Consider the following 22,119-nt stretch of genomic DNA (forward strand, 5'->3'; position numbering starts at 1 on the left):
ATCATTTGCCATTTATCATTGGTCATTCCTCAATAGAATTGGATATTGTCGATTGAATATTAAAGATTGGAAGAATAAATCATCAACCATCACTGACGATTGATCACTTAATGACCAATCACTACACGACCGGCCTTGGCATTAAACCGGCCTCCTTCACGATGCGGGGGACGATATCTTCCCACGCCACGGCCATGATATGAATGCCGTGGACCCCCTCAACCTCTTTGAGTTGCTCGATGGTCTCTAGGCAAATCTTGACCCCCTCTTCCTTGGGATTTTTAGCATCGGCCATGCGATCAACGATCTCCAGTGGCACGCTCAAGCCGGCGACATTGTTTCGCATGTAGCGAGCCATACCAACAGACTTGACCGGAATCAGCCCTGCAAGGATATGGGTTTTTTCGTCCAAGCCTCTGTCTCTAACCATCTTCATCCATTCAATAAATTTGGCCATGTCGAAGATGCCCTGAGTCTGAATAAAATCCGCTCCCGCGTTCGCCTTTTTTGCCAGACGGATGACCCGAAATTCAAAGGGGTCGGCAAAAGGATTGGCTGCCGCTCCAATGAAAAACGGCACATCTCCTGAGATCTCTTCACCATTTAAGAACTTGTGTTCATCCCGCATGGTCTTGACCATCTGAACAAACTGGATCGAATCAATGTCGTACACTCCCTTGGCCGTAGGATGATTGCCAAACTTCTGATGATCGCCGGAAAGGCAGAGCACATTGCGAATTCCCAATGCGGCTGCGGCCAGGATGTCGCTCTGCAGTGCGAGACGATTCCGATCTCTCACCACCATCTGCAGGACTGGCTCCACGCCCAGATCTTTTAATAGAAGGCAGCCGCCGAGGCTTGACATGCGCACAATGGCGGTCTGGTTGTCCGTTACGTTTAAGGCGTCGCAGCAAAATTTGAGGAGTTCCCCTTTTCTCTGGATGACCTTCAGTGAACTCCCTTTGGGAGGCCCAGCCTCGGCAGTGACAGCAAACTGGCCGCTTTCCAATAATCTTTCCAAATTACTCCCTGACTTCATGACCTGAGATCCTCTCTGACCATCTTTCTAGGGCCGCCGTGTCCGGCTGGTGACCAGTTTTTCACGGGAAAAATCTCTTCCAACACCTCCAGCCGGTCAAGCCTGCCGAGCCGATCAATGATTAATTGCCATACGCAATCTACGTCTTTGCTGATCTCGCACTTCCCGTTCATAGACCCACCGCACGGGCCATTTAGAAGCTGCTTGGAACATCTGGCAATCGGGCAAAGCCCGGCCGTCTTGTGTAAGATACAATCCCCGCAGCCAGCACACCGTTCTGACCACACGCCCAATTCCTCGGTCACGCCCAAGAACGTGGTATTACAGCCCGGCAAGACTACCTTATCAGGAAACCGTTCTGCCACCAACTGGACGCCAGCCCCACAGGCCAAAGAAAGCACGGCATCTGAGCCAGCCACCTTGTCTGCGATCATATCAACGAAATCAGGCTCACACTGCCGGTCGAGCGATCCTTCATCTACAACAATGTCACGTCCCTCTTTTTTCCTGGCAATCCTTAGGAGAGAACCGAGTACTGAAACCTCCTTCGGACCGCCTGTACTACATACCGCGACACAACCTTTGCAGCCAACTATCAAAATCCTTTGATAGTCCCTGACCATTTCAAGAATCTCCTCAATTGGCTTCATCTCTGCAATAATCATATATTCTCCTCTGTGCTATTCTTTCTTCGCAAAGGGCTGGGCCCCAGGGCCTTGATCCTCTCTGTCATCTCGTTGGCGATCTCCGCAAAACGCGGGCCCTCGGCAGAGGACAGGTTAAACATTTCTACGCGTTCTTCCTCGATACCGAGCCTGCCCACCAGGTCCTTGGCCATCCGGACCCGCCTCTTTGCCTTAAAGTTTCCTTCAATAAAATGACATCCCCCTTCCAAGCATCCGGCCACCAAGACCCCGTCGGCGCCATCCTCTATGGCACGGAGAATGTGTATGACATCTATCGTGCCGCTACAAGGGACTAGAATAATCCGGATGTTGGGAGCATATCTTAAACGCATAGACCCTGCCAGGTCTGCTGCCGCATAGGCGCAATACTGGCAACAGAAGGCGATGATTTTTGGCTCAAACTTTTTCATTAATTCCTTAGTCCCTCAATCAAACACGCATCAATCTTGGCCATGATCTGCTCTGTAGTAATGCTGGCAAGCGTAATGGCCTGGTAAGGGCACTCGGCCACACACATCCCGCAGCCGTGGCATGTGTCTGCGTCTATTTGAGCTACACGATCTTCATTGATAAACGGAACAGAATAGGGACAGGTGCGCACACAGGTCAAACAGGTGCCGCACGAAGCGGGATCTACGACGGCCACAGCTCCACTTATTGTTCTTTCTTTACGGGCAAGGACGGTGCCCGCCCTTGAAGCCGCTGCCTTGGCCTGCGCGATGCTTTCATCAATCGGTTTGGGGTAATGGGCTATGCCAGCCAGGAAAATACCCTCATTAGCAAAATCGACCGGCCTGAGTTTAGCGTGGGCCTCCATGAAAAATCCGTCTTTGTTGCGCGGCAACTTATAGATATCAGCCAGGGGTGTATTATCACGCGGCACAATGGCAGAGGCGAGCACTACAATGTCGGGACTGATAACCAAATCCCGGCCCAGGATGAGATCCCTGGCAGTCACAACAATCTCAGTACCCGTTTTTTCAACTTTAGGTTTCAGCTCCGGCGTGTATCGAATAAAAGTAACCCTTTTACGCCTCGCTTCTCTGTAAAGCTCCTCTCTCTGCCCATAGGTACGAATGTCCCGGTAAAGGACATATATATCCATCTCCGGATTGATTTCCTTCAATTTCAAAGCGGATTTCATCGTGTGCGTACAACAAACCTTTGAGCAATAAGGTCTATCCGGTTCCCTGGACCCTACGCACTGGATAAATACCACGGTCTTTGCCCGGGAAACTTTCTTGTCTCCTTTGCTCATAGCTGCATCGAGTTCCAGGTGAGTCAAAACCCTTTCATCCTGACCATAAAGGTATTCAGTGGGCTTGTATTCTTTTCCACCTGCGGCCACGATCACAACTCCGTGCTCCAAGACAAAATCGGTACTGTTTCGGGAGATGGTCGTTTGGAAATTCCCCACAAACCCCGAGGCTTCCTTGATAGTGGACACATTGTACACGTCAATCAAGGGATGACCTTCCACCTGGTGGACCATTTCTTTCACCCTGGCTCCAATTTCTTCTCCCTGCCAAGTGCTTAGGAGCCGAAGGGCATTTCCTCCTAGTTCATTCGATTGCTCCACAAGGTACGTACGGAACCCCTGATCGGCCAGGCCAAGGGCCGCTGTCATACCGGAGATACCCCCTCCGATCACGAGGGCCTTATCGTCCACCGGAACGGTCAGCTCAGATAATGGTTGCGTCAGCTTGGCCCTGGCAACCGCCATGCGCACGAGATCCTTTGACTTCTCAGTGGCTGCCACCGGATCTTGGGAATGTACCCAGGAGCACTGATTTCTGATGTTGGCCATCTCCAGGAGGTACTTATTCACGCCTGCATCCCTGAGGGTTTCCTGGAACAGCCCTTCGTGTGTTGTGGGTGAGCAGGACGCAACTACAACGCGGTTTAATCTTTCCCGCTGGATGACCTCTTTCATATGTTCCTGCGTGTCCTGGGAACAGGTAAAGAGGTTCTCTTCTGCGTGAACGACTCCGGGCAGGGTGCGGGCGCACTCAACAACTTCCGGCACATCCACAATCCCCACGATATTGATACCGCAGTCACACACGAAGACTCCGACGCGGGGCTCTTCAGAAGATATTTGTCTCTCTTCAGGATAGGTCCTTTCCCTGACCAGTGTCCCCCGCACATCTGACAGGGCTTCCTCTGCCTTGCAGGCGGCCGCGCTCGCTTCCATGACCGAATACGGAATATCCTTTGGCGCCTGGAAGGCCCCGCAGACGTAAATGCCCTTTCGGGAGGTGTTAACAGGACTAAAGATTTCGGTTTGTACAAAGTGGTCCTGGTCGAGATCAATTTCCAGGCGTTTGGCAAGTTCGATAAGCGACTTGGAGGTCTCCATGCCTACCGAGAGAACAACCAGATCGAATCTCTCGATCCGGATATCACCGTTTTTATCTACATATCGCAGGGTCAAATCGTGACTATCCGGGTCTTCTTCGATCGTATGAATCCTGGAGCGGATAAATCTGACCCCGTAGTCTTTTCTGGCCCGGTCATAATAACTTTCGAAATCTTTTCCATAGGTCCTCATATCCATGAAGAAAATGGCCGTATCTACATCATGTTCAACGTGTTCCCTGGCAATCACGGCCTCCTTAATGGCATACATGCAACAGACCGATGAGCAATAGGGGTGATCACATCGGTTGACGCCCCTCGAACCGATGCATTGCAGCCATGCGATCTTTTGGGGTTCTTTCCGATCTGATGGCCGCTGGAGATGACCTCCATAGGGCCCGGTGGGGCTCAGAATGCGCTCAAACTCCATGCTGGTGACAACATTGGGGAATTGAGCATAGCCGTAAGTATCGAGCCCTGCCGGATCAAAAGTCTCACTTCCCAGGGCAAGTATCACAGAACCGACATTGATATCGAACGATCTGTCTGTCATATCATGGTTTATTGCCTGGGCCTTACAGGCATCCACACATTGAAAACACTCACAACATACGCCGCAGTCAAGACAACGGGCAGCTTCTCTCTTTGCTGTTTCTTCATGCATTGAGAGATTGGTCTCTTTAAAGTTTTTTGTCCTTTGGGTAACATCAAGGGTAGGGATTGCAGCACGGGGTATTTTTGGTTCTATTGTATCAATAGGCCTGTAGTCTGTTTCCGAATCCTTACCGGAATCTTCTTGAGAAGATGGTAAAATCTCTTTGCCCTGGAGATAGGCAGAAATGGAGGCAGCCGCCTTTTTCGCTTGAGCGATTGCCTCGATCACCGTCTTTGGGCCGGTAACCACATCACCACCTGCAAAGACACCCTTCTTTGTTGTTGCAAGGGTATCCGGGTCAACATTCAGCAGGCCATATTCTGAGAATCCAATATCGCTAACGCCTGTAGCAAATGATTTATCAGGTCTCTGGCCAATAGCAGCTATGACATGCTCGCCCGGAATAAGAAACCCAGACCCATCAATAGGAACAGGTCTTTGCCTGCCAGAGCTATCCGGTTCGGCGAGCCTGTTTTTGAGGCATTCCAGCCCCTTCAGGATACCGTCATCGCCTATGACTTTTTTCGGTGTTACCAAAACATGGAGATGCACACCCTCCTCCAATGCCTCGTTGACCTCAAAGGGATCAGCAGGCATTTCATTACGGCTTCGCCTGTAGACGATATGAACCTCCTCGGCCCCTAAACGGACCGACACCCTGGCAGCATCAATCGCTGCATTACCTCCGCCAACAATGACGACCTTCCCGTTGATTTCCTTGACCTTCCCTAAATTTACCCCTCTTAACCACGAGGCGCATTGATGAAAGTTCTCAAATCCGTCTTCTCCGGGAATATCTAACTTGATCCCTTTATGGGCTCCAGTCGAAACATAGACTGCCCCGTAACCTTCCGCAAATAGGTCGTCTAACGTCTTCTTTTTACCTATCGGGGTGTTTGTCTTTATCTCAACACCAAGCCGCTTTATGTTCTCGATCTCTCTATGTAAGACATCTCGGGGGAGACGGTATGCCGGGATACCGAGTGCAAGCATTCCTCCGGGTATACTTGAGGCCTCAAATATGGTAGGCTTGAATCCATCCAGTGCCAGAAAATACGCTACGGAAAGGCCGCTCGGGCCTGAGCCGATAATGGCAACTCTCCCTTCTCGGGGTGTGATCTGTGGCACTGGCAGGGAAAGGATGTCAACCTGGTCAGCGGCAAACCGCTTTAGTTCCTTAATAGAGACGGCCTCATCCACCTGACAGCGGCGACACTCCTCTTCACAGAATCTTACACACACCCTCCCGAGAACCCCTGGAAGGGGCATGTCCCGCATGATTATCTCAACGGCCTCCTCATACTTGCCGGCCTTTATCATGGCCACGTAGCCCTGGACATTGATATGGGCCGGGCAGGCAGAAATGCAAGGAGGCCTGTCTTTCTTGTCAATGGTATAGGCCCGCGGAACGCTTTGCGGATAGGGAAGGTACGTTGCTTTCCTCGTACATAGCCCTTGGTTATATTCATCCGGAACGCTTACCGGGCAGACTTGAGCACAATCTCCACATCCCGTACACTTATCAAGATCTATATAGCGTGCTTTTTGGTGTATCCAGGCATGGAAGTTACCCTCTGCACCGGTAATGCTCTCTATCTCGGAAAGGGTTAATATCTCGATATTCAGGTGCCGGCTACACTCCACCAGCTTTGGCCCCATGATACACATGGAGCAATCGTTTGTAGGGAATGTCTTATCCAACTGAGACATCTTGCCGCCAATAGTCGATGATTTTTCAACCAGGTACACAAAAAACCCTGAATCTGCCAGATCAAGGGCCGCCTGTATGCCGGTGATACCACCACCCACAACCATGACCGCCCCTACCTTGCCCTCTGGCATCTCTATCCTTTCTGTAAGTTTTTTCTTTGTTGAGCCCATAGATGGTCTGCCCTTTTTAGCATTCCGAAGCAATCAAAAAAACATAAGGGGATGATGCTGAACAGGTCACCCCGCTACTGAGGTCTTCGCAACTCCCTTCACCTCTGCGGCACAAAGTCTCAACTCGCCCTTGATGTCTGCTGTGATTTGAGGCATATTTCATCCATCCGTTTTTTACCGTCTTAAAGGGCTGGGTCCCAGCATCTTCACTCTTTTATTCATTTCTCGGGATACCTCCATGAACCTGTCAGGCTGATCACGGGGCACCATAAAAATCTCGATACGCTCAGGGGCTATCTCTAATTTCGATAGGGCCTTTTTCACGTATTCGACCCGTTTTTTTGCCCTATGGCTTCCCGTCAAATTGTGACAGGCCTCTTCCTCACATCCGACAACGCAGACACCGTCAGCCTGCTCTTCAAAAACGCCAAGGAGACGGGTAACTTTCAATTCGCCCGTGCAGGGCACAACCTCTAACCTGACATTCCTGGGAAATGCTGACACATAGAGGCCTTCCAGATCACTGATCCAATTTCCGATTACATACTGACAACAAAACATTATTATCTTTGGCACGAAAACACGACCCAGGGGCTCCTCAAATGTCGAGGTTTGTTGCCGTGTGGCGGGTTTTTTAAGGACAATAGCCTCGCCTGGGCATTCGGCCACGCATATACCGCAGGCCCTGCACTTTAATGGATTAAACTCAATAAAACCAAGCCCCTTCTCTTTGATAGAAGGCGCGTTGAAAGGGCAGATACGGAGGCATGTCAAACATCCCATACACTTGCCGGTACTCAATGCGGGTAACTTCCCTATGGCTTCCAGTTTACCAATATCAACATATCCCTCCCTAACGGCCATTTCACGAAGCACATCCACAATGCCATTAAACCCCACATCCTGCGGACAGACAAATTTGCACGTATCACAATGGGAGCAATACCAGAGAGCTCCGGAACGGAGGAGTCGATCTTTAAGACCCAGTTTGATCATGTGGAGAATTTTTCGGGGGTCAAAGGCGGGCTCAGCTTGGCTGACAGGACAGATACCCGTGCAGGCGCCACACTCAAAACACCGGTTGACCAGCTCGCCGCCAGGCATTGCAGTCACTTCAAACTTAAATTGATAGTGGAAATCATGCTTGGTTATGGTCAACGTATACTCCCTATAAAATCGCTGCTCGATTTTATATAACGCGGCGCCGACTTCGCCATAGTAGCCATGGCTACGACGGCTGAATGCGCCACCTAAAATTTGAACTTCCTATACTATCAAACGCTTTTTCTTATCTGTTCCTCACTGGTGCGCTCCTGATTCTGCGATCGTCCTCTCCTGCTTTGCCATCTCACGCATCATGGCCTCGTTGATTTTCTCGGCCATCTTTGCTTCAATCACCTCAGGCGTATAGTCATTTTCCTTTCTCAGATTCAGGGCAAGCTTGCCCCAGCGCGTCCGCAGCTTGATATTCTCTACAGCGGATCTGGCCGCCGACAGCTTCAACTTGAGTTCATCTTCGGCCATGGCCTCGGTGTCCCCCAACGGACCCAGTTGCTTGATTGTGCCGGTAAAGCTCGTTATCAAGCGCACAAAGAGTGGGGCCTCGGCTGCCGAAGCCCAATTCAACTCCAGCCTCTTGGGCTCTATGCCCGCGATCTCGAGCACCTTGTGGGTAACGTGGGCAGTCACTATGGCATCATAATTACCAACCTGGTAATGGCACTCTCCAAGCTGTCAGCCGCCCACAAAGACCCCGTCCGCTCCCTGGCGAAAAGCCTCAATGATGAAGAGCGGATCAACTCTGCCCGTACACATAACCCTGATTACCCGGATATTGGGTGGGTATTGAAAACGTACTACCCCTGCCCCATCGGCTGCCGCATAGCAGCACCAGTTGCAGAGGAAACCAAGTATTTTTGGTTCAAATTTGTTATCTTTCATTTCGCTTACTCCGTAGGCTAACAACCTTCACCAAACGCCCCTATCTGCGACAGGATCTGCTTGTTGGTGAATCCATCCATGGATATGGACAACGTGGGACAATGGGAAGCGCATATGCCACATCCCTTACATGAGGCAGAGATTGTCTCGGCTTTTTTCTTTTTGCCGACTTTTATCATTCTAATGGAAGCATAAGGACACAGGCTCTCACATATTCCACATCCAATACAGGTTTCTATATCTACTGAAGAGACAATGGGCTCTACCGTGACATATCCCCTGCCCAGCAAAATGGCTGCCTTTGCTGCAGCGGCCTTGGCCTGTGATATTGAATCACCAATCGATTTCGGCCAATGGGCCAGCCCACAAATAAATACCCCCGCTACAGCAGACTCAACAGGGCGAAGTTTCACATGCGCCTCTAAGATGAAATTCTCCTCAGTTGTAGCAATCTTCAACATCTTCGACAGTCTTTCAATTTCATTAGGCACTATTGCCACGCTAAGCACTAGATAATCAGGCTCAATCTGAACAGTCTCCCCCAGGATCATATCCGTAAATTCCACACGAATAGATCCTGCGTGGTCAGTTACTCTTGGCTTGTCGTCCACCTCGTAGCGAATAAAGATAATCCCTTTATCCCTTGCCTCTGTGTAGTAATCCTCCACAAAACCACAGGTGCGCATCTGCCTGAACAAAACATAAATATTGGCATCCGGGTTTAACCGGCGAACCTTCAAAGCATTTTTTACTGCATGACCGCAGCAGATTCTGCTACAATACCCAAGATCTTCACCCCTTGACCCAACGCACTGAATCATTACAATGTCTTCTATGGTTTTCGGGTCCGGAGAGCCTGCCAATATCTTTTCGAACTCAAGCTGCGTGACTACCTGTTCGGACTCGCCATATAGATACCTTTTACTCTGGTACTCACGGCCTCCGGTTGCAATAATAGTTACACCGTGCTCTAAGGCCACGTCTTCGGAGTCTGTATTCAACCTGGTCGAGAAATTTCCTACATAGCCGCTTATCTTTTCAACTTCTGAATTCTTGTAAACATGAATCAGGGGGGCATCCTCAACCTTTTTTATTATGCCTCTTAAGAACTCCGTAATATCTCTTCCTTCCAGGTTATAATAAATCCTGTTTAAGTTCCCGCCCAGCCGATCGGTTTTTTCCACAAGATAGCTTTCAAACCCCTGTTCGGCAAGGCTCAAGGCCGCGGACATACCCGCAAGTCCGCCCCCTATGATCAGGGCATTAGGTATGACCGCAACAGTCTGCTCTTTGAGTGGTTCAATGATCCTGGCCTTGGCTACAGCCATCCTCACCAGATCTATGGCCTTTCTCGTAGCTTCCTCAGGCGTGTTGGCATGCACCCACGAACACTGATCCCTTATGTTGGCCATCTCGAAGAGAGAAGGATTCAGACCAATTTCTTTCAGCGTTTCCTGAAATAAGGCTTCATGGGTACGAGGCGTACAGGCGGCTACCACAACACGGTTTACGTTTTCCTCTTTGATCTTTTCTTTAATCAGTTCCTGGGTATCCTGAGAGCAGCTATAGAGATTTCTTCCAACAAATACTACACTGTCGAGCGTAGAGGCATACTCGGCGACATCATTGACGTCAACCACGCCTGCAATATTGGTCCCGCAGTGGCAGATAAATACACCGATACGAGGCTCGTCTCCTGTCTCAATTTCAGGAGGATATTGCTTTTTTATTGCCTCTGTCCCACGGGTTTCAGCGAGAACTTCGGCCACCCCTGATGCTGCTCCGCTTGCTTGTGTCACACAGTCCGGGATATCATACGGGCCCTTAAACGCGCCGGCCACAAATATACCCGGCCGGCTTGTCTCCAAAGGAGCCACTGTATGTGTCTCGCAAAAATCGTATTTGTTAAGATCGATACCGGTGATTCCGGATAGGTCCTTGGCCGAGTCAGGTGATTCAAGGCCCTCGGAAAGGACTATCATATCGAACTCCTCTACCTTGTGTTCTCCCCTGTCAGTTGCATAGACAACCCTCAAAGAGCCATCAGCATCTTCAACAGATGCGACCCTGCTCCTGACATATCGAATGCCGTATTTCGCCCTGCTCCTTTCTCTGGCCTGGTCAAACCCCTTACCCCTTGTCCTCATGTCCATGTGAAATATTGTAACATGAACATACGGGTCATGCTCTTTGACTACCATCGCCTCTTTGATGGAATACATGCAGCAGACACTGGAACAGTAGTTGTTATTGCATGTAACATCCCTTGAACCTATACACTGGAGAAAAGCAATCTTTCTGAGATGGGGCAAGCCGGATGGCCTGAATATCTTGCCTTGTGAAGGTCCTGAGGCACTCATGAGACGCTCAAACTCCATGCTGGTTACCACGTCAGGGTGCTTGCCATAACCAAAGCGGCTCAACACTTCGTGTCCGATACGCCCGAAACCGGGTGAAAGGACAATAGCCCCCACGGAGAGATCAAGGAACTCATCTTTGTCTTGAAGGTTTATGGCATGGGAAGGGCATGCAGAGACACAGATAGTGCACATCTCATGCTTGAGGAAGAGACAGTGTGCCGGATCAATGTAATATGAAGACGGAACGGCCTGCACATAGTCTTTGCGCACAGCCTTGCTGAAGGCCAACCCCTGGTTGTACAGATCAGGGACTCGTACAGGGCAATACTTGGCGCACGTATCACATCCGGTACACAACTCCTCGTCTACGTAGCGGGGGAGTCGATGGACCCTGACCGCGAACCTGCCGGGTCCGCCATCAACAGAGACTAACGTTGCTTTCGTAATGATCTTAATGTTAGGAGACCGACCGGCCTCAACCAATTTGGGCGCCAGTATTCAGATGGCGCAGTCATTGGTTGGGAAGGTCTTATCGAGTTGAGCCATAATTCCACCGATAGCCCCACCCTTTTCGATCAGGTACACATAGTAACCCAAACCAGCCAGGTCCAGGGAGGTCTGAATACCGGCAATGCCGCCGCCGACAACCATCACGGATCCTGATTTGCCCTTTTTCATCCCTACAATTCCCGCCTCATGGCCATATCAAAGAGGACCCTTTCTTTCTTTTCCTGGATTCCCAGGGCCGCTCGCTTCTTTTCAATATGCCGGATCATCATCTGCGCCATTTCTACCGGGTCTTCCGCAACCGCCCACAACCCGCCATACAACTCTTCTATCTCTCTAAACAGGAAGTCGGTCAAAACCTTACTCCCTGTTGTAGGGAAGGTCCTGCCAAATACAACAAAGACACCGCTTGCCACACAATAGTGACCAATAGATACGGCCTTCTCACTCATCCATTCAGGGGCGCAGCCTGCCGCAGGGACCTTGCTGATATCATCGCCGAGGCCGCCTTCACGCACAATTTCAGCAGCCGCGATAAGGATACGGCTGTTGTCCACGCAGGAGCCCATGTGCAGTACCGGCGGCATACCCACGGTCTCGCACACCTCTCTTAGGCCAGGGCCTGCCAGTTCTGCCGCCTCTGGTCGCAACAGACCTTCGCGGCCGCAAGCCGTAGCAGCGCACCCGGTAACCAGTACCAGCACGTTGTTGGCTATCAACTCCTTGGCCACTGTCGTGTGCACATAGCCTGAAAGGACGTGGGCGCTATCACATCCTACAACAGCACCGACTCCTCTGATGCGGCCATTAATAATGTTATCGTTTAGGGGCCGGTAAGACGCCCTGAAGGTACCGCCTAGCATATAATTGATGGTTTCATGACTGAATCCTGCCACCACGTCCATCTTGTGCCTGGGAATATTTACCCCTCTTCTCTTAGGGTATCTCTCTATGGCACCGCTTACGATTGTTCTTGCTGTCTCCAGTGCGTGGTGATGGTCAAACTCGATATGGGTTGCCCCCGGGATTTTTGCACGGGGAGACGTGGTGATAATTTCTGTGTGAAAACACTGGCCCACGGTCGCTACCGACTGCATGATACACTGGATGTCAACGACCATGGCCTCAACCGCCCCGGTGGCCAGTACGATCTCCTGCTGGATAAAGCTACCTGCGATCGGGATCCCGTGCCTCATCAAGATCTCGTTTCCAGTACAACAGACGCCAACCAGGTTTATTCCGGGAGCGCCTACCTCTTTTGCCGCGGAGAGCATCTCAGGTTCCTGGCACACCATGGCCATGGCTTCTGAAAGGATCGGTTCATGGCCGTGCACCACAATGTTTACCTTCTCTTCGTCAAGGGTGCCAAGGTTGACTATGGCCCTAATCGGCACCGGTGTCCCGAACATGATGTCCTGCAATTCGGTGGAGATCATCGAGGCTCCCCACCCATCTGCTATGGCAAGGCGCGTCCCCTGCAGGATAAGGTTCTTATAGTCCTGATCAGTACCCATGTGCGTGCGGTGCATGATCTCCATAACCTCCCGCTCGATACCACGCGGCAGCACACCCATCTTTTTCCAGACCTCCTGCCTCTTCATCGGGGCACGACGTACGGTGTAGAGGCTCCCTTCCTGCCTTCCGAACTCGGCCAGTGCCTTTTCTCCCAGTTCTATGGCAATATCTTTTGTTGCGCGACCCTCGGTCTTGATCTCAAAGACGTCAGCCATATCAAGAAGCTTCTTTTCGTCCTTAATCGTGTAATCGGACTCCCCTTTGGCCGCGGCTATGAACCCCATGGTTGTTTCAAGCCCGTGATCCATATGAGCCGAAGCGCCGCCTGCTATCATACGGACAAAATTACGCGCAGCCACGGTCGAAGCTGTGGCCCCGCAAATACCGATCGATTCCGGGACATCTTCAATGATCATGCACGGCCCAAAGGAACAGTTCCGGCAGCAGGTGCCGCCCTTGCCGAAAAGGCAGGGCTGAATGACCTTCTTTTCCATCCGCTGCATATAGGTGACCACGCCTTTTTTGGCCGCTTCCCTGGCCACCTGCATGCTCCCCTCACAATCGATACCGGGGCAAGCAATGCCACAAACGGCCATCCTCTTTCTCTCCATGTGAAATCCTCCAGGGGGTTGGTTACTAGTCACTAGTCATTTATCATTTGTTATTGGTGATTTGGATTGTTGATTGTGGATTATCATTAGTATGGCGAGTTACTCCTTACTGCTCGCTTTCCTGAAGGGTAAACAACATGACAGGTTTTTCGCTTTTCATAGATCTCACTCTCGGTGGATTTGTGAACAATGCATCATGAATGCTCAACCATATGTTATTGTTGGTTTTTGTCCTCTGTTGCCATGTTGTTTATGCAACATTAGGGTTTACTGCCTACCCCCAAAGTCCTCGCCGCCTCCACCGTGTTTTTCATAAGCATCGTAATCGTCATAGGGCCGACACCACCTGGTACGGGGGTGATGGCTGCGGCCTTTTCCTGGACGGAATCAAAGTCCACATCGCCTGCCAGGATCGCCTTTCCCTCAGAGGTCTTGCCGATACGATTCACACCAACATCGATCACGACAACCCCTTCTTTGACCATATCAGCAGTAATTGTCTTGGGCTTTCCCACAGCCACGATCAGGATGTCTGCCATTTTCGTGAAGGCTGCCAGATCTTTTGTCCCTGTGTGACAAAGGGTCACAGTGGCGTTTCCTCCGGAAGGTGGCTGCATCATCATGTTGGCTATTGGTTTACCTACGATATTGCTTCTTCCAACTACCACCACGTGTTTGCCCTCCGTGGTAATATCTGAACGCCTCAGAAGCTCCATGATCCCGTGGGGCGTGCAGGGTAGAAAGTGGCCAGTGCCGATCATCAGTTTGCCCACATTGACCGGATTGAAGCAATCCACATCCTTGTCAGGATCGATGGCATAGATCACGCGCTCGGCATCAATATGTTTCGGCAGGGGAAGTTGTACCAGAATACCATGGATCTTTGGATTATCGTTCAATTTTTTCACGAGTTCCAGCAAATCGGCTTCTGAGGTATCAGCAGGGAGATCTGTCCTCTCAGAATAAATGCCAAGCTTGTTACAGGCTTTTTCCTTTTGCCCCACATAAACCTTTGAGCCCGGGTCCTCACCGACTAAGATGGTGGCGAGCCCGGGGGTTATGCCCTGCTTCTCTTTCAGTTCCTGCACTTCCTTTGCGATTTCTTCACGAATCTGCTTGGAGATCTCTGTTCCTTTAATTAGCTTGGCTGCCATGATGAACCCCCTTTTGACATTTATCATCAACCATTTATCATCTATCATTATTGATCTGTCATGGTCCGCTTTATCAATGACCAATGACTAATTTAGAATATCCCTTTCACTTTTCCGGTCTTCACATCGACATCTACGCGTCGAAAGGCCGGATTTGAGCTGGTTCCAGGCATCAGACTGATAGTCCCGGCGCATGGACACAGAAACTTGGCCCCGGAGTAGATCAGCACATCACGGATGGGCAGTGCCCAACCTGTGGGCAGTCCCTTTACGGCAGGGTCGTGGCTGAGGCTAAGGTGGGTCTTCACCATCATGGTAGTGTAGTCGTCAAACTTAGAGTCTGCTTCAAGCATCTTGGCCTTGGCCTCTGCTTCGGGGCTCCAGGCCACACTGTCTGCCCTGTACACCACTGTGGCGATTTTTTCAACCCGCTCGCGCAGCTTCATCTCAACGGGATAGAGGAAATTGAAGTCATTCTCGTCCTCGCAGGCATCCTTCACTGCATCAGCCAGCTCCAGGGCGCCCTCACCGCCATCGGCCCAGTGGGTGGATACGGCGCACCGAGCGCCAGCGGTCTCGGCCGCCTTTTTCACCATGGCGACCTCGTCTTTGGTGTCAGTGGCAAAACAGTTGACGCAAACGACCGGCTTAATACCTGCCGTCTTGATAATATTAACGTGATGCAACATGTTGGGAATGCCTTTTTCGAGCAGGTCAAGGTTTTCCCTAGTGTACTCTTCAGCCAGCGGCAGCCCTGCAACCACCTTGGGGCCGCCTCCGTGCATCTTCAAAGCCCGAATCGTGGTTGTAAGCACAGACACGTGGGGCTTGAGCCCGCTGTACCGGCACTTGACGTTCCAGAATTTTTCAAACCCGATGTCAGCGCCAAAACCGCTTTCTGTGACATGGTAATCAAACATCTTCAGCCCGATCCGGTCGGCAATAACGGAAGATTGACCGACTGCTATGTTGGCAAAAGGACCAGCATGGACCATACACGGCTGGTATTCAACAGTGCACATGAGGGTGGGGTTGATCGTATTTCGCATCCACGCGGTCATAGCGCCGCCTACCTCCAGGTCGCCTGTGGTTATCGCATTGCCCCCCTTGTCAAAGGCCACGGTGATCTTGTCCAATCTTTCACGCAGATCTGCCAGATCCCTCACAATTGAGAGGATAGCCATAAGTTCGGAACTTACTGCAATTCCAAACTTGGACTGCATGGTAAACCCATCGAAACGGCCACCGATACCTATGATAATATTGCGAAGGCTTTGGGCACAAAAATCGATTATCCAACCCATCTCCACCCTCGTAGGATCGATATCCAAACGCCGCATACCAGTAAGCCTTTGCAGTTGCTCGTCATTGTAGTTGCGCTCGTGCTGCATTCTGGCTGTGAGCGCAACCATGGCCAGGTTGTGGGCATTCATGATATCATTGATATCTCCGGTCAGTCCCATCGAGAATCTTGTCATGGGAATGAGCAAAGCATTACCCCCGCCGGCTGCTGTTCCTTTGATGTTCATTGTTGGGCCACCCGAGGGCTGGCGGAGACAGCCGCCCACATTCAATCCGCGTTTTCCCATCCCTTCCATAAGTCCCACAGAGGTTGTGCTCTTACCCTCGCCGAGGGGGGTGGGAGTAATGGCGGTCACCTCGATATACTTGCCGTCCGGTTTGTCTTTAAGCCTTTCAATAATCTTCATGAAATCGAGCTTGCAGAGTCTGGCGTAAGGGATAACCTCATCCTTTTCGAGTCCGAGTCCCTCGCGCCAGTCATCTGGCGTAGGCATGTTTTCTTCTGCCGCTTCAGAAATTTGCCAGTCTTGGAATTTGGTTGGATCAAAAGCCATGGCCATCCTCCTTTTCTATGTCTTGAGAATTCTCTCCACCTATGGCGGAAAAGCATAACCTATTTGAAGGGTTGATGGCAATATATTCGTGGTATCCATTCCTTAGAGACTCTGAATCGTAACATACCGGACGGATTAGCCAGCAAGCCTGTACCAGGAGTCTGTGATGGGTTTAAATACAATAGGATGGCCAAATCGGATATCAAGGCCAAGCCCTTCGGCTGAGGTGCTGCGCACCTCAGCCTTGACACCCGCTTTTAGGCCATGCTGGTTTGAAAGCAGGCCGACGGCGAGGGAATGGCCGTTTCCGACTTCAGGCTTAGGGATTATAGTTTTGACCATCGCTTTTTTACTGGCAAACTACAACATTTTGGGGGTACCCATTAAAATGTCTGAAGCGGCTTTATAAAATTTATAGCCCTTGGGTGGCACAAAATCTTCAATCATTATTGATTGGTGTTAATACACACTATACTAATTCTGTGCCAACCGGGGCTGAGAAAAATCCATCTAGTGTAGCATGTTATAACATCTTGATATTATAGGTAATGTCAAAATCGAAGATCTGGCGCAATTTGTGTGCGGGATGTGTCTGGCGGGGGATTTTGCCTCGGCAGCGGTTCAAAACATCCCGCTATGGCAGCGGTTCAACATGCCGGACGGCGCCAAAACCGTGTAGTAAAACCTAAATCGAGCATTACCCTGGCAAACTTTCTTACGTCTCTTGACAAGCCTCTTCCTTGTCGGGTACAATGCCCCAAAAAACAAAGGGCTGGAAGGACTTGGGTGATGCCGAGATTGACTGTCAAACTTGTTGAGGAGACCCTGCGAAAAGAGGTTCAGAAGCTCGATAAACGGGTCCAGGTGGTGGCTGTAAACCAGAGCAAGAAGAAGGATTCCTATCGCGTGACCTTGCTTAAAGATGGAAGGACAGGCGCCGCGGATCTCAAGGAGGATTTCCTTAAGGAATGCTTCTCTCAAGAAGGAAAGGGTAACGAATTGAGAAGGGCACTTGGCAAGGCTGTCAGCCGTTTGAGTATAAGGTTCGGTAGGTAGCCGTTGTTTCCGGAAAACCATTCGGCATGTTCTCCATGTCCCTCTTCTTTGCTCTCGCTCTATCTTTGTTTTTCCTGGTAGTCGTCCTTCAGAATATCTTCATCCGTTGTGTCCTTCCGCAAAGCATTTCCGCTGAGGATATAGCCGGCGTCGTCTCAATGGCCAATGCCCTCAACCCGGATCTGATAGTTCTTACCGGTGATTATGTAAACAACAACGCTTGTTTTTGAGCGAGCCCTGAAGACAGGAGGTTGCCATGAAAAAGGCAGTTTTACTAATAACAGTCATTGTTTTTTTCTGCTTGTGTTCATTACCGGTTTTTTCAGAGGAAATAGTTCTCAGGCTGAAAGATCAGGATATGTGGGAAATGTGCAATCTGAGTGGTGATTCTGTGGGCACATTGAAAAGAACCGAGGCGGGCAACTTCGGCTTTTACGATAAAGGTGGGAAGTATATTGGGGTAATTCTTCAGTCTGGAACGTGGATTCCTTGGAATGCAAGGAAACGCAAAACAGTAATCAAACCAGAAGAAGCACAGTTATATGTTGATGTCTTGAGGGCCATTAAGACTATCAAGTGAGCGGTCTTTTGTTGATTGTTCTTTGCCTATCGGAGTAATCTTTAAATGCGCTTGAAATGGATATTGGGTATTGCTGTCGCCCTCATGCTCGCGTTAATCGTAACAATTTACGCGATTGTGTCGAGCTACGACTTCAATGATCTCAAACCCAGGATTGTTCAAGCGGTCAAGGATGCCACGGGCCGCGAACTCACCCTGGGCGGCGACATTGAGCTTGATATTGGCTTGACCCCAGCCCTTGTGGTGGAGGACGTGAGCTTCCAGAACGCACCTTGGGGCTCGCGGACCGAGCTTGCCAAGATCAGACGCTTGGAGGTGCAGGTACACGTCCTTCCGCTTATCAGCGGGACCATAGAAGTCAAACGGCTCATCCTGATCGAGCCCGACATCCTGATTGAGACCAACAGTTCGGGCAAATCAAACTTCGTGTTCGAAGCCCCTAAGGAGATGGAATTTGAGAAATCCAAGGAAGAGGCGACGGCCGATGGGGAAGCAACAATCCCGGAGTTGATTTTCAGCGACGTGCGCATCGAAAATGGTCGACTCACGTACAAAGACGGACAATCGGGCAAGACCCATCTCATGGCATTGGACAGACTCGCTGCGGCCGCAAGCACTGATAAGCCAATCAAACTGAAACTTGAGGGGACTTACAACAGCAAGCCTGTCCAGATTAGAGGAATCTTTGGTCCGCTGGTGGCATTGACCGACCTCAACCAAGCATGGTCCGTGAATGTGACAGCCAACGCCGCAGGTGCCAATCTCACCGCTGACGGCGCGATCAGGGACATCTTGAACGGTAAGGGCCTTTACCTCGCTGTCACCGTCGAGGGTAAGTCTGTTCCTGATTTTTTCCAGCTTTTTGACGTGACCGGCGTGCCCGAACTAGGGCCTTTCAAGGTATCGGGCAGGCTTGCCGACCCTGACGGAAAATTGACAGCGAGAAATCTCGACCTTCGGGTCGGTACCGAGGAGCTGGCCAGGGTTGATCTTAAAGGTGTAGTCAAGGACCTCCTGGCTTTACGAGGGATGGAACTTGGCTTTGCGATCAAGGGCAAGGATCTGGTAAATCTCGAAAAGATCACAGGCCAGACGCTGCCTTTTAAGGGGCCTTTTGACTTTTGCGGTCATGCCGTCGCGTCGTCGGTAGAAGACTACAAGATTTCTGACCTGAAACTTGTCCTCGAAAAAGGCGATCTCAGTGGTTCAATGGAGATCAACCTGACAGGGAAACTGCCGCGAATTACGGCCGCGCTCTTGTCTCAGAGACTGGACCTGCGGCCTCTGTTGTTGAAAGAACGTGGAGAAGATGAAGAGGCAGGTGAGGACAATTCGACAGCGCAGCCAGCAGTACGAGCGGCAAAGCACGACAAGATCTTTTCTGATGATCCCTTGCGTCTCGAAGGACTGAACCAAGCCAATGCTGATATCAGGATCAGGGCAGAGCAGCTCGTTTTCCCGCTTCTGACCATCAATGACGTCAACGGTCACATGGTCCTGGAGGACGGACATCTCACGATGGAACCTCTTAAATTCCTTATGGGTGGCGGAAACTTTGACGGCCGTTTTTCTGTTCATCCCCAGGGCAAGATTCCAGCCGTGGCAATGACTTTTAAGATCGACCAGCTGGACCTCGGTCGCATGTTCAAGGATTTGGGGGTCGACGATCTTCCCGAGGGCAAGGTGGATGTTGACATCGATCTTGAGGGCCGGGGAAACTCGGTAGCAGCGCTTATGGCCGGACTCAAAGGGAAAACCGTGATAATTGTACAAGACGGTAGAATGACTTATAAACTCATCGGTTTCCTCGGCGGTGATTTGACTTCAAGCCTGCTTGAGTTTCTCAATCCGTTCAAAAAGGACGAAAAATACAGTAAACTCAATTGCTTTGTCACAGGATTGGACATCAGGGACGGACTGGCACAAAGCACCGTACTGGTGTTGGACACCGGCAGCGTAACCGTGGCCGGCCACGGCAAGATCGATCTGAAAACCGAGGAACTGGACTTGTCGCTTAAGTCTTCTCCGAAAAAAGGCGTTGGCCTCAAGGGCATTGCCAAGCTGGGCCTGAGCCTTGGCAAGTTGACGGAAACGCTCAAGCTCAGCGGCACTCTGGCCAATCCTTCCGTGGGCATCGACCCGACAGGGTCGGTCATCACGATCGGCAAGGCGATAGGCGGTGTGGCGTTATTCGGGCCGTTCGGCATTGCAGCGGTCCTGGCCGACGGCAAGCTGGGTGATAAGAACCCATGCCTTGCCGCCATCGAAGCTGCGAAGAAAGGCGGCAAGGACTCGGGCAAGGAACCGGACAAGAAGGAGGGCGTAACGCGGTAAGAAACAGATTTTATTTGACAATGTAGGCTAAACAACGTAGTGTACATAAGCATATACAGAGGGGGCAGCACTGTCGCTACGGGGCCAGCCCTCTTGTCAGACGGAGCCAGGCGGAGAGAGCAGGTGCAGGCTCCCTGGTCCGATTCGGTTATCCGTTGGGCGACTTGAACGCCATCAGAGCCATTAAAGTGCGGTGGATAATTTATGGACAAATTTGCCGCTATCCTGAAACGGGTCGAGGAAAAAAAGGAAAATTATGCCACCTATGGCTTTGAAAAACTTGAACTGGCTGCATTTAATACCTTTTTCGATCTGGCCCAGGAGTACGACGGCCTTGAAAACCTGTACATAGTGAGCGTTACCGTGCCTCGCGTCTTCTTGGGACTCCAAAGCAATCTGTATACGATTGATCCTAAGACAGAAGCTATACAATGGGTTGCAAACAGTCACCCAGGCCTCGAATACAAAAAAGACAATGTGCCCCAATATATTAGGATTTCAGATGCTTCATATCAACACGGCCACGCACACATCGTGCCGATCCATGGCAAGAAGACCCCAGCCAGCAGCATTCTTTTCCATGGCTTGAGAAACGTCATTGGGATATTTGAGGTGACAAGGGCGGATCACATCACAGACGCTGAGATTTTTTTTATACGAAAGTACGTCAATCGCATAGGTTACAATCTTTATAACAAATTCCTCGCTGAACAGAACATCCAGCATCTTAAGTTCATTAACAACCTGGTGGCAGACATAGAGCACAACGTTATTGTGCCCAACCTTGAATACAAGCACTATTTCAGGAAGATCAGAAAATACTTGAACATAAACAAGGAGATTGAAACTGGTTTTGACAGCATCCTTGACGAGGTGAAGCCCGTAGCGCCTGACTTGTATGCCAAGATCAGCGAGATAGTCGAAGAGATGGTCGTGATCAATAGGAGCATATTTGATGATCAGGAGAAGATCGAGAGACATTACAAACACGCCAGTCTTTTTTTAGAGACCTTGTTCCGACCGGACCACTTCTTGTTTGGTGAATACATCCTGAAGAAAACCCCTTGTTACCTCTGGAAAGACATTGTGCTGCCGCAACTGGAGGAGTATTCGGATCGTTTTATCCAACAGGGTATTGTCGTCGACCATAGTGCTAAGGATGATAAGAGATTTGATGATATTGAAGTCAGGGTTGATAAAGGGCTAATTGCCCAAGTGGTGGCCAACCTTTTTTCAAATGCAGCGAAGTATGCTGAATCGGTCGCGGACACGTCGGGAAAAAGTGTTAAGAAAATCGATTGCAGGACTTCGCTCATGGAGGATTTCTTTGGACAAGGACACCATGGTGTACACTTCCATATCTTCTCCTCGGGACGGCTCATCAAGAAGGAAGACGCAGCCCTTATCTTTGAAGAGGGCTTTCGATTTGCACAAAGAGAGTCGGTGGGAGGAACCGGTCACGGGCTCCACTTTGTAAAGAATGTGATTGAAGTGCATGGAGGCATCGTAGGTCATAAGGCAGAAGACACGGGAAACGAATTTTACTTTGTTATCCCGGTCTAATCATAAAATTGCTTTGCGATTTT

Annotated in this window: 16 protein-coding genes and 1 pseudogene; 5 read left to right on the forward strand and 12 right to left on the reverse strand. The window is 50.5% G+C overall.

Annotated elements, in window-relative coordinates:
- Nucleotides 1-121: 121 nt before the first annotated feature.
- The 12 genes and pseudogenes from JW883_05080 to JW883_05135 form a co-directional block, all read right to left on the reverse strand.
- Entirely contained in the window at nucleotides 122-1,039 is a 918-nt protein-coding gene (locus JW883_05080) for a methylenetetrahydrofolate reductase (protein MBN1841642.1), read from the reverse strand.
- Nucleotides 1,036-1,704, reverse strand: a complete 669-nt coding sequence (locus JW883_05085) for a methylenetetrahydrofolate reductase C-terminal domain-containing protein (protein ID MBN1841643.1) — start codon at nucleotides 1,702-1,704, stop codon at nucleotides 1,036-1,038. The genes JW883_05080 and JW883_05085 overlap by 4 nt, the downstream gene beginning before the upstream one ends.
- Entirely contained in the window at nucleotides 1,701-2,135 is a 435-nt protein-coding gene (locus tag JW883_05090; protein ID MBN1841644.1) for a hydrogenase iron-sulfur subunit, read from the reverse strand. Before JW883_05090 ends, JW883_05085 begins: the two co-directional genes overlap by 4 nt.
- On the reverse strand, nucleotides 2,135-6,580 hold the full coding sequence (locus tag JW883_05095) for an FAD-dependent oxidoreductase (protein ID MBN1841645.1): 4,446 nt from the start codon (nucleotides 6,578-6,580) through the stop codon (nucleotides 2,135-2,137). Before JW883_05095 ends, JW883_05090 begins: the two co-directional genes overlap by 1 nt.
- A gap of 213 nt (nucleotides 6,581-6,793) precedes the next feature.
- A complete protein-coding gene (locus tag JW883_05100) occupies nucleotides 6,794-7,180 on the reverse strand; it encodes a hydrogenase iron-sulfur subunit (GenBank protein ID MBN1841646.1) in 387 nt (128 codons plus the stop codon).
- A gap of 69 nt (nucleotides 7,181-7,249) precedes the next feature.
- Nucleotides 7,250-7,723, reverse strand: a pseudogene (locus JW883_05105) (4Fe-4S dicluster domain-containing protein).
- A 195-nt stretch (nucleotides 7,724-7,918) separates the two neighbouring features.
- Nucleotides 7,919-8,560, reverse strand: a complete 642-nt coding sequence (locus JW883_05110; GenBank protein ID MBN1841647.1) for a hydrogenase iron-sulfur subunit — start codon at nucleotides 8,558-8,560, stop codon at nucleotides 7,919-7,921.
- 17 nt (nucleotides 8,561-8,577) lie between these two features.
- Entirely contained in the window at nucleotides 8,578-11,598 is a 3,021-nt protein-coding gene (locus tag JW883_05115) for a CoB--CoM heterodisulfide reductase iron-sulfur subunit A family protein (GenBank protein ID MBN1841648.1), read from the reverse strand.
- 2 nt (nucleotides 11,599-11,600) lie between these two features.
- Nucleotides 11,601-13,538, reverse strand: coding sequence for an anaerobic carbon-monoxide dehydrogenase catalytic subunit (gene cooS, locus JW883_05120; protein MBN1841649.1), 1,938 nt, complete (start codon nucleotides 13,536-13,538; stop codon nucleotides 11,601-11,603).
- Between the two features lie 275 nt (nucleotides 13,539-13,813).
- Nucleotides 13,814-14,707, reverse strand: a complete 894-nt coding sequence (folD, locus tag JW883_05125) for a bifunctional methylenetetrahydrofolate dehydrogenase/methenyltetrahydrofolate cyclohydrolase FolD (protein ID MBN1841650.1) — start codon at nucleotides 14,705-14,707, stop codon at nucleotides 13,814-13,816.
- Between the two features lie 92 nt (nucleotides 14,708-14,799).
- Nucleotides 14,800-16,563: a formate--tetrahydrofolate ligase gene (locus JW883_05130; GenBank protein ID MBN1841651.1), complete on the reverse strand. Its 1,764-nt coding sequence runs from the start codon at nucleotides 16,561-16,563 to the stop codon at nucleotides 14,800-14,802.
- Nucleotides 16,564-16,698: 135 nt separating this feature from the next.
- A complete protein-coding gene (locus JW883_05135) occupies nucleotides 16,699-16,905 on the reverse strand; it encodes a hypothetical protein (protein ID MBN1841652.1) in 207 nt (68 codons plus the stop codon).
- Between the two features lie 447 nt (nucleotides 16,906-17,352).
- Between JW883_05135 and JW883_05140 the strand changes: the two genes are divergently transcribed.
- The 5 genes from JW883_05140 to JW883_05160 all read left to right on the forward strand — a co-directional run bounded on the left by JW883_05140 (nucleotide 17,353) and on the right by JW883_05160 (nucleotide 22,096).
- The gene (locus JW883_05140) at nucleotides 17,353-17,619 is read left to right on the forward strand and encodes a hypothetical protein (protein ID MBN1841653.1); all 267 of its coding nucleotides are present in this window, start codon (nucleotides 17,353-17,355) and stop codon (nucleotides 17,617-17,619) included.
- 35 nt (nucleotides 17,620-17,654) lie between these two features.
- On the forward strand, nucleotides 17,655-17,849 hold the full coding sequence (locus JW883_05145; GenBank protein ID MBN1841654.1) for a hypothetical protein: 195 nt from the start codon (nucleotides 17,655-17,657) through the stop codon (nucleotides 17,847-17,849).
- Nucleotides 17,850-17,875: 26 nt separating this feature from the next.
- Nucleotides 17,876-18,199, forward strand: coding sequence for a hypothetical protein (locus JW883_05150; GenBank protein ID MBN1841655.1), 324 nt, complete (start codon nucleotides 17,876-17,878; stop codon nucleotides 18,197-18,199).
- 45 nt (nucleotides 18,200-18,244) lie between these two features.
- Entirely contained in the window at nucleotides 18,245-20,533 is a 2,289-nt protein-coding gene (locus JW883_05155; protein MBN1841656.1) for an AsmA family protein, read from the forward strand.
- A gap of 204 nt (nucleotides 20,534-20,737) precedes the next feature.
- Nucleotides 20,738-22,096, forward strand: coding sequence for an ATP-binding protein (locus JW883_05160; GenBank protein ID MBN1841657.1), 1,359 nt, complete (start codon nucleotides 20,738-20,740; stop codon nucleotides 22,094-22,096).
- Nucleotides 22,097-22,119: the final 23 nt, after the last annotated feature.

This window comes from Deltaproteobacteria bacterium, assembly GCA_016930875.1.
GTDB lineage: Bacteria > Desulfobacterota > Desulfobacteria > Desulfobacterales.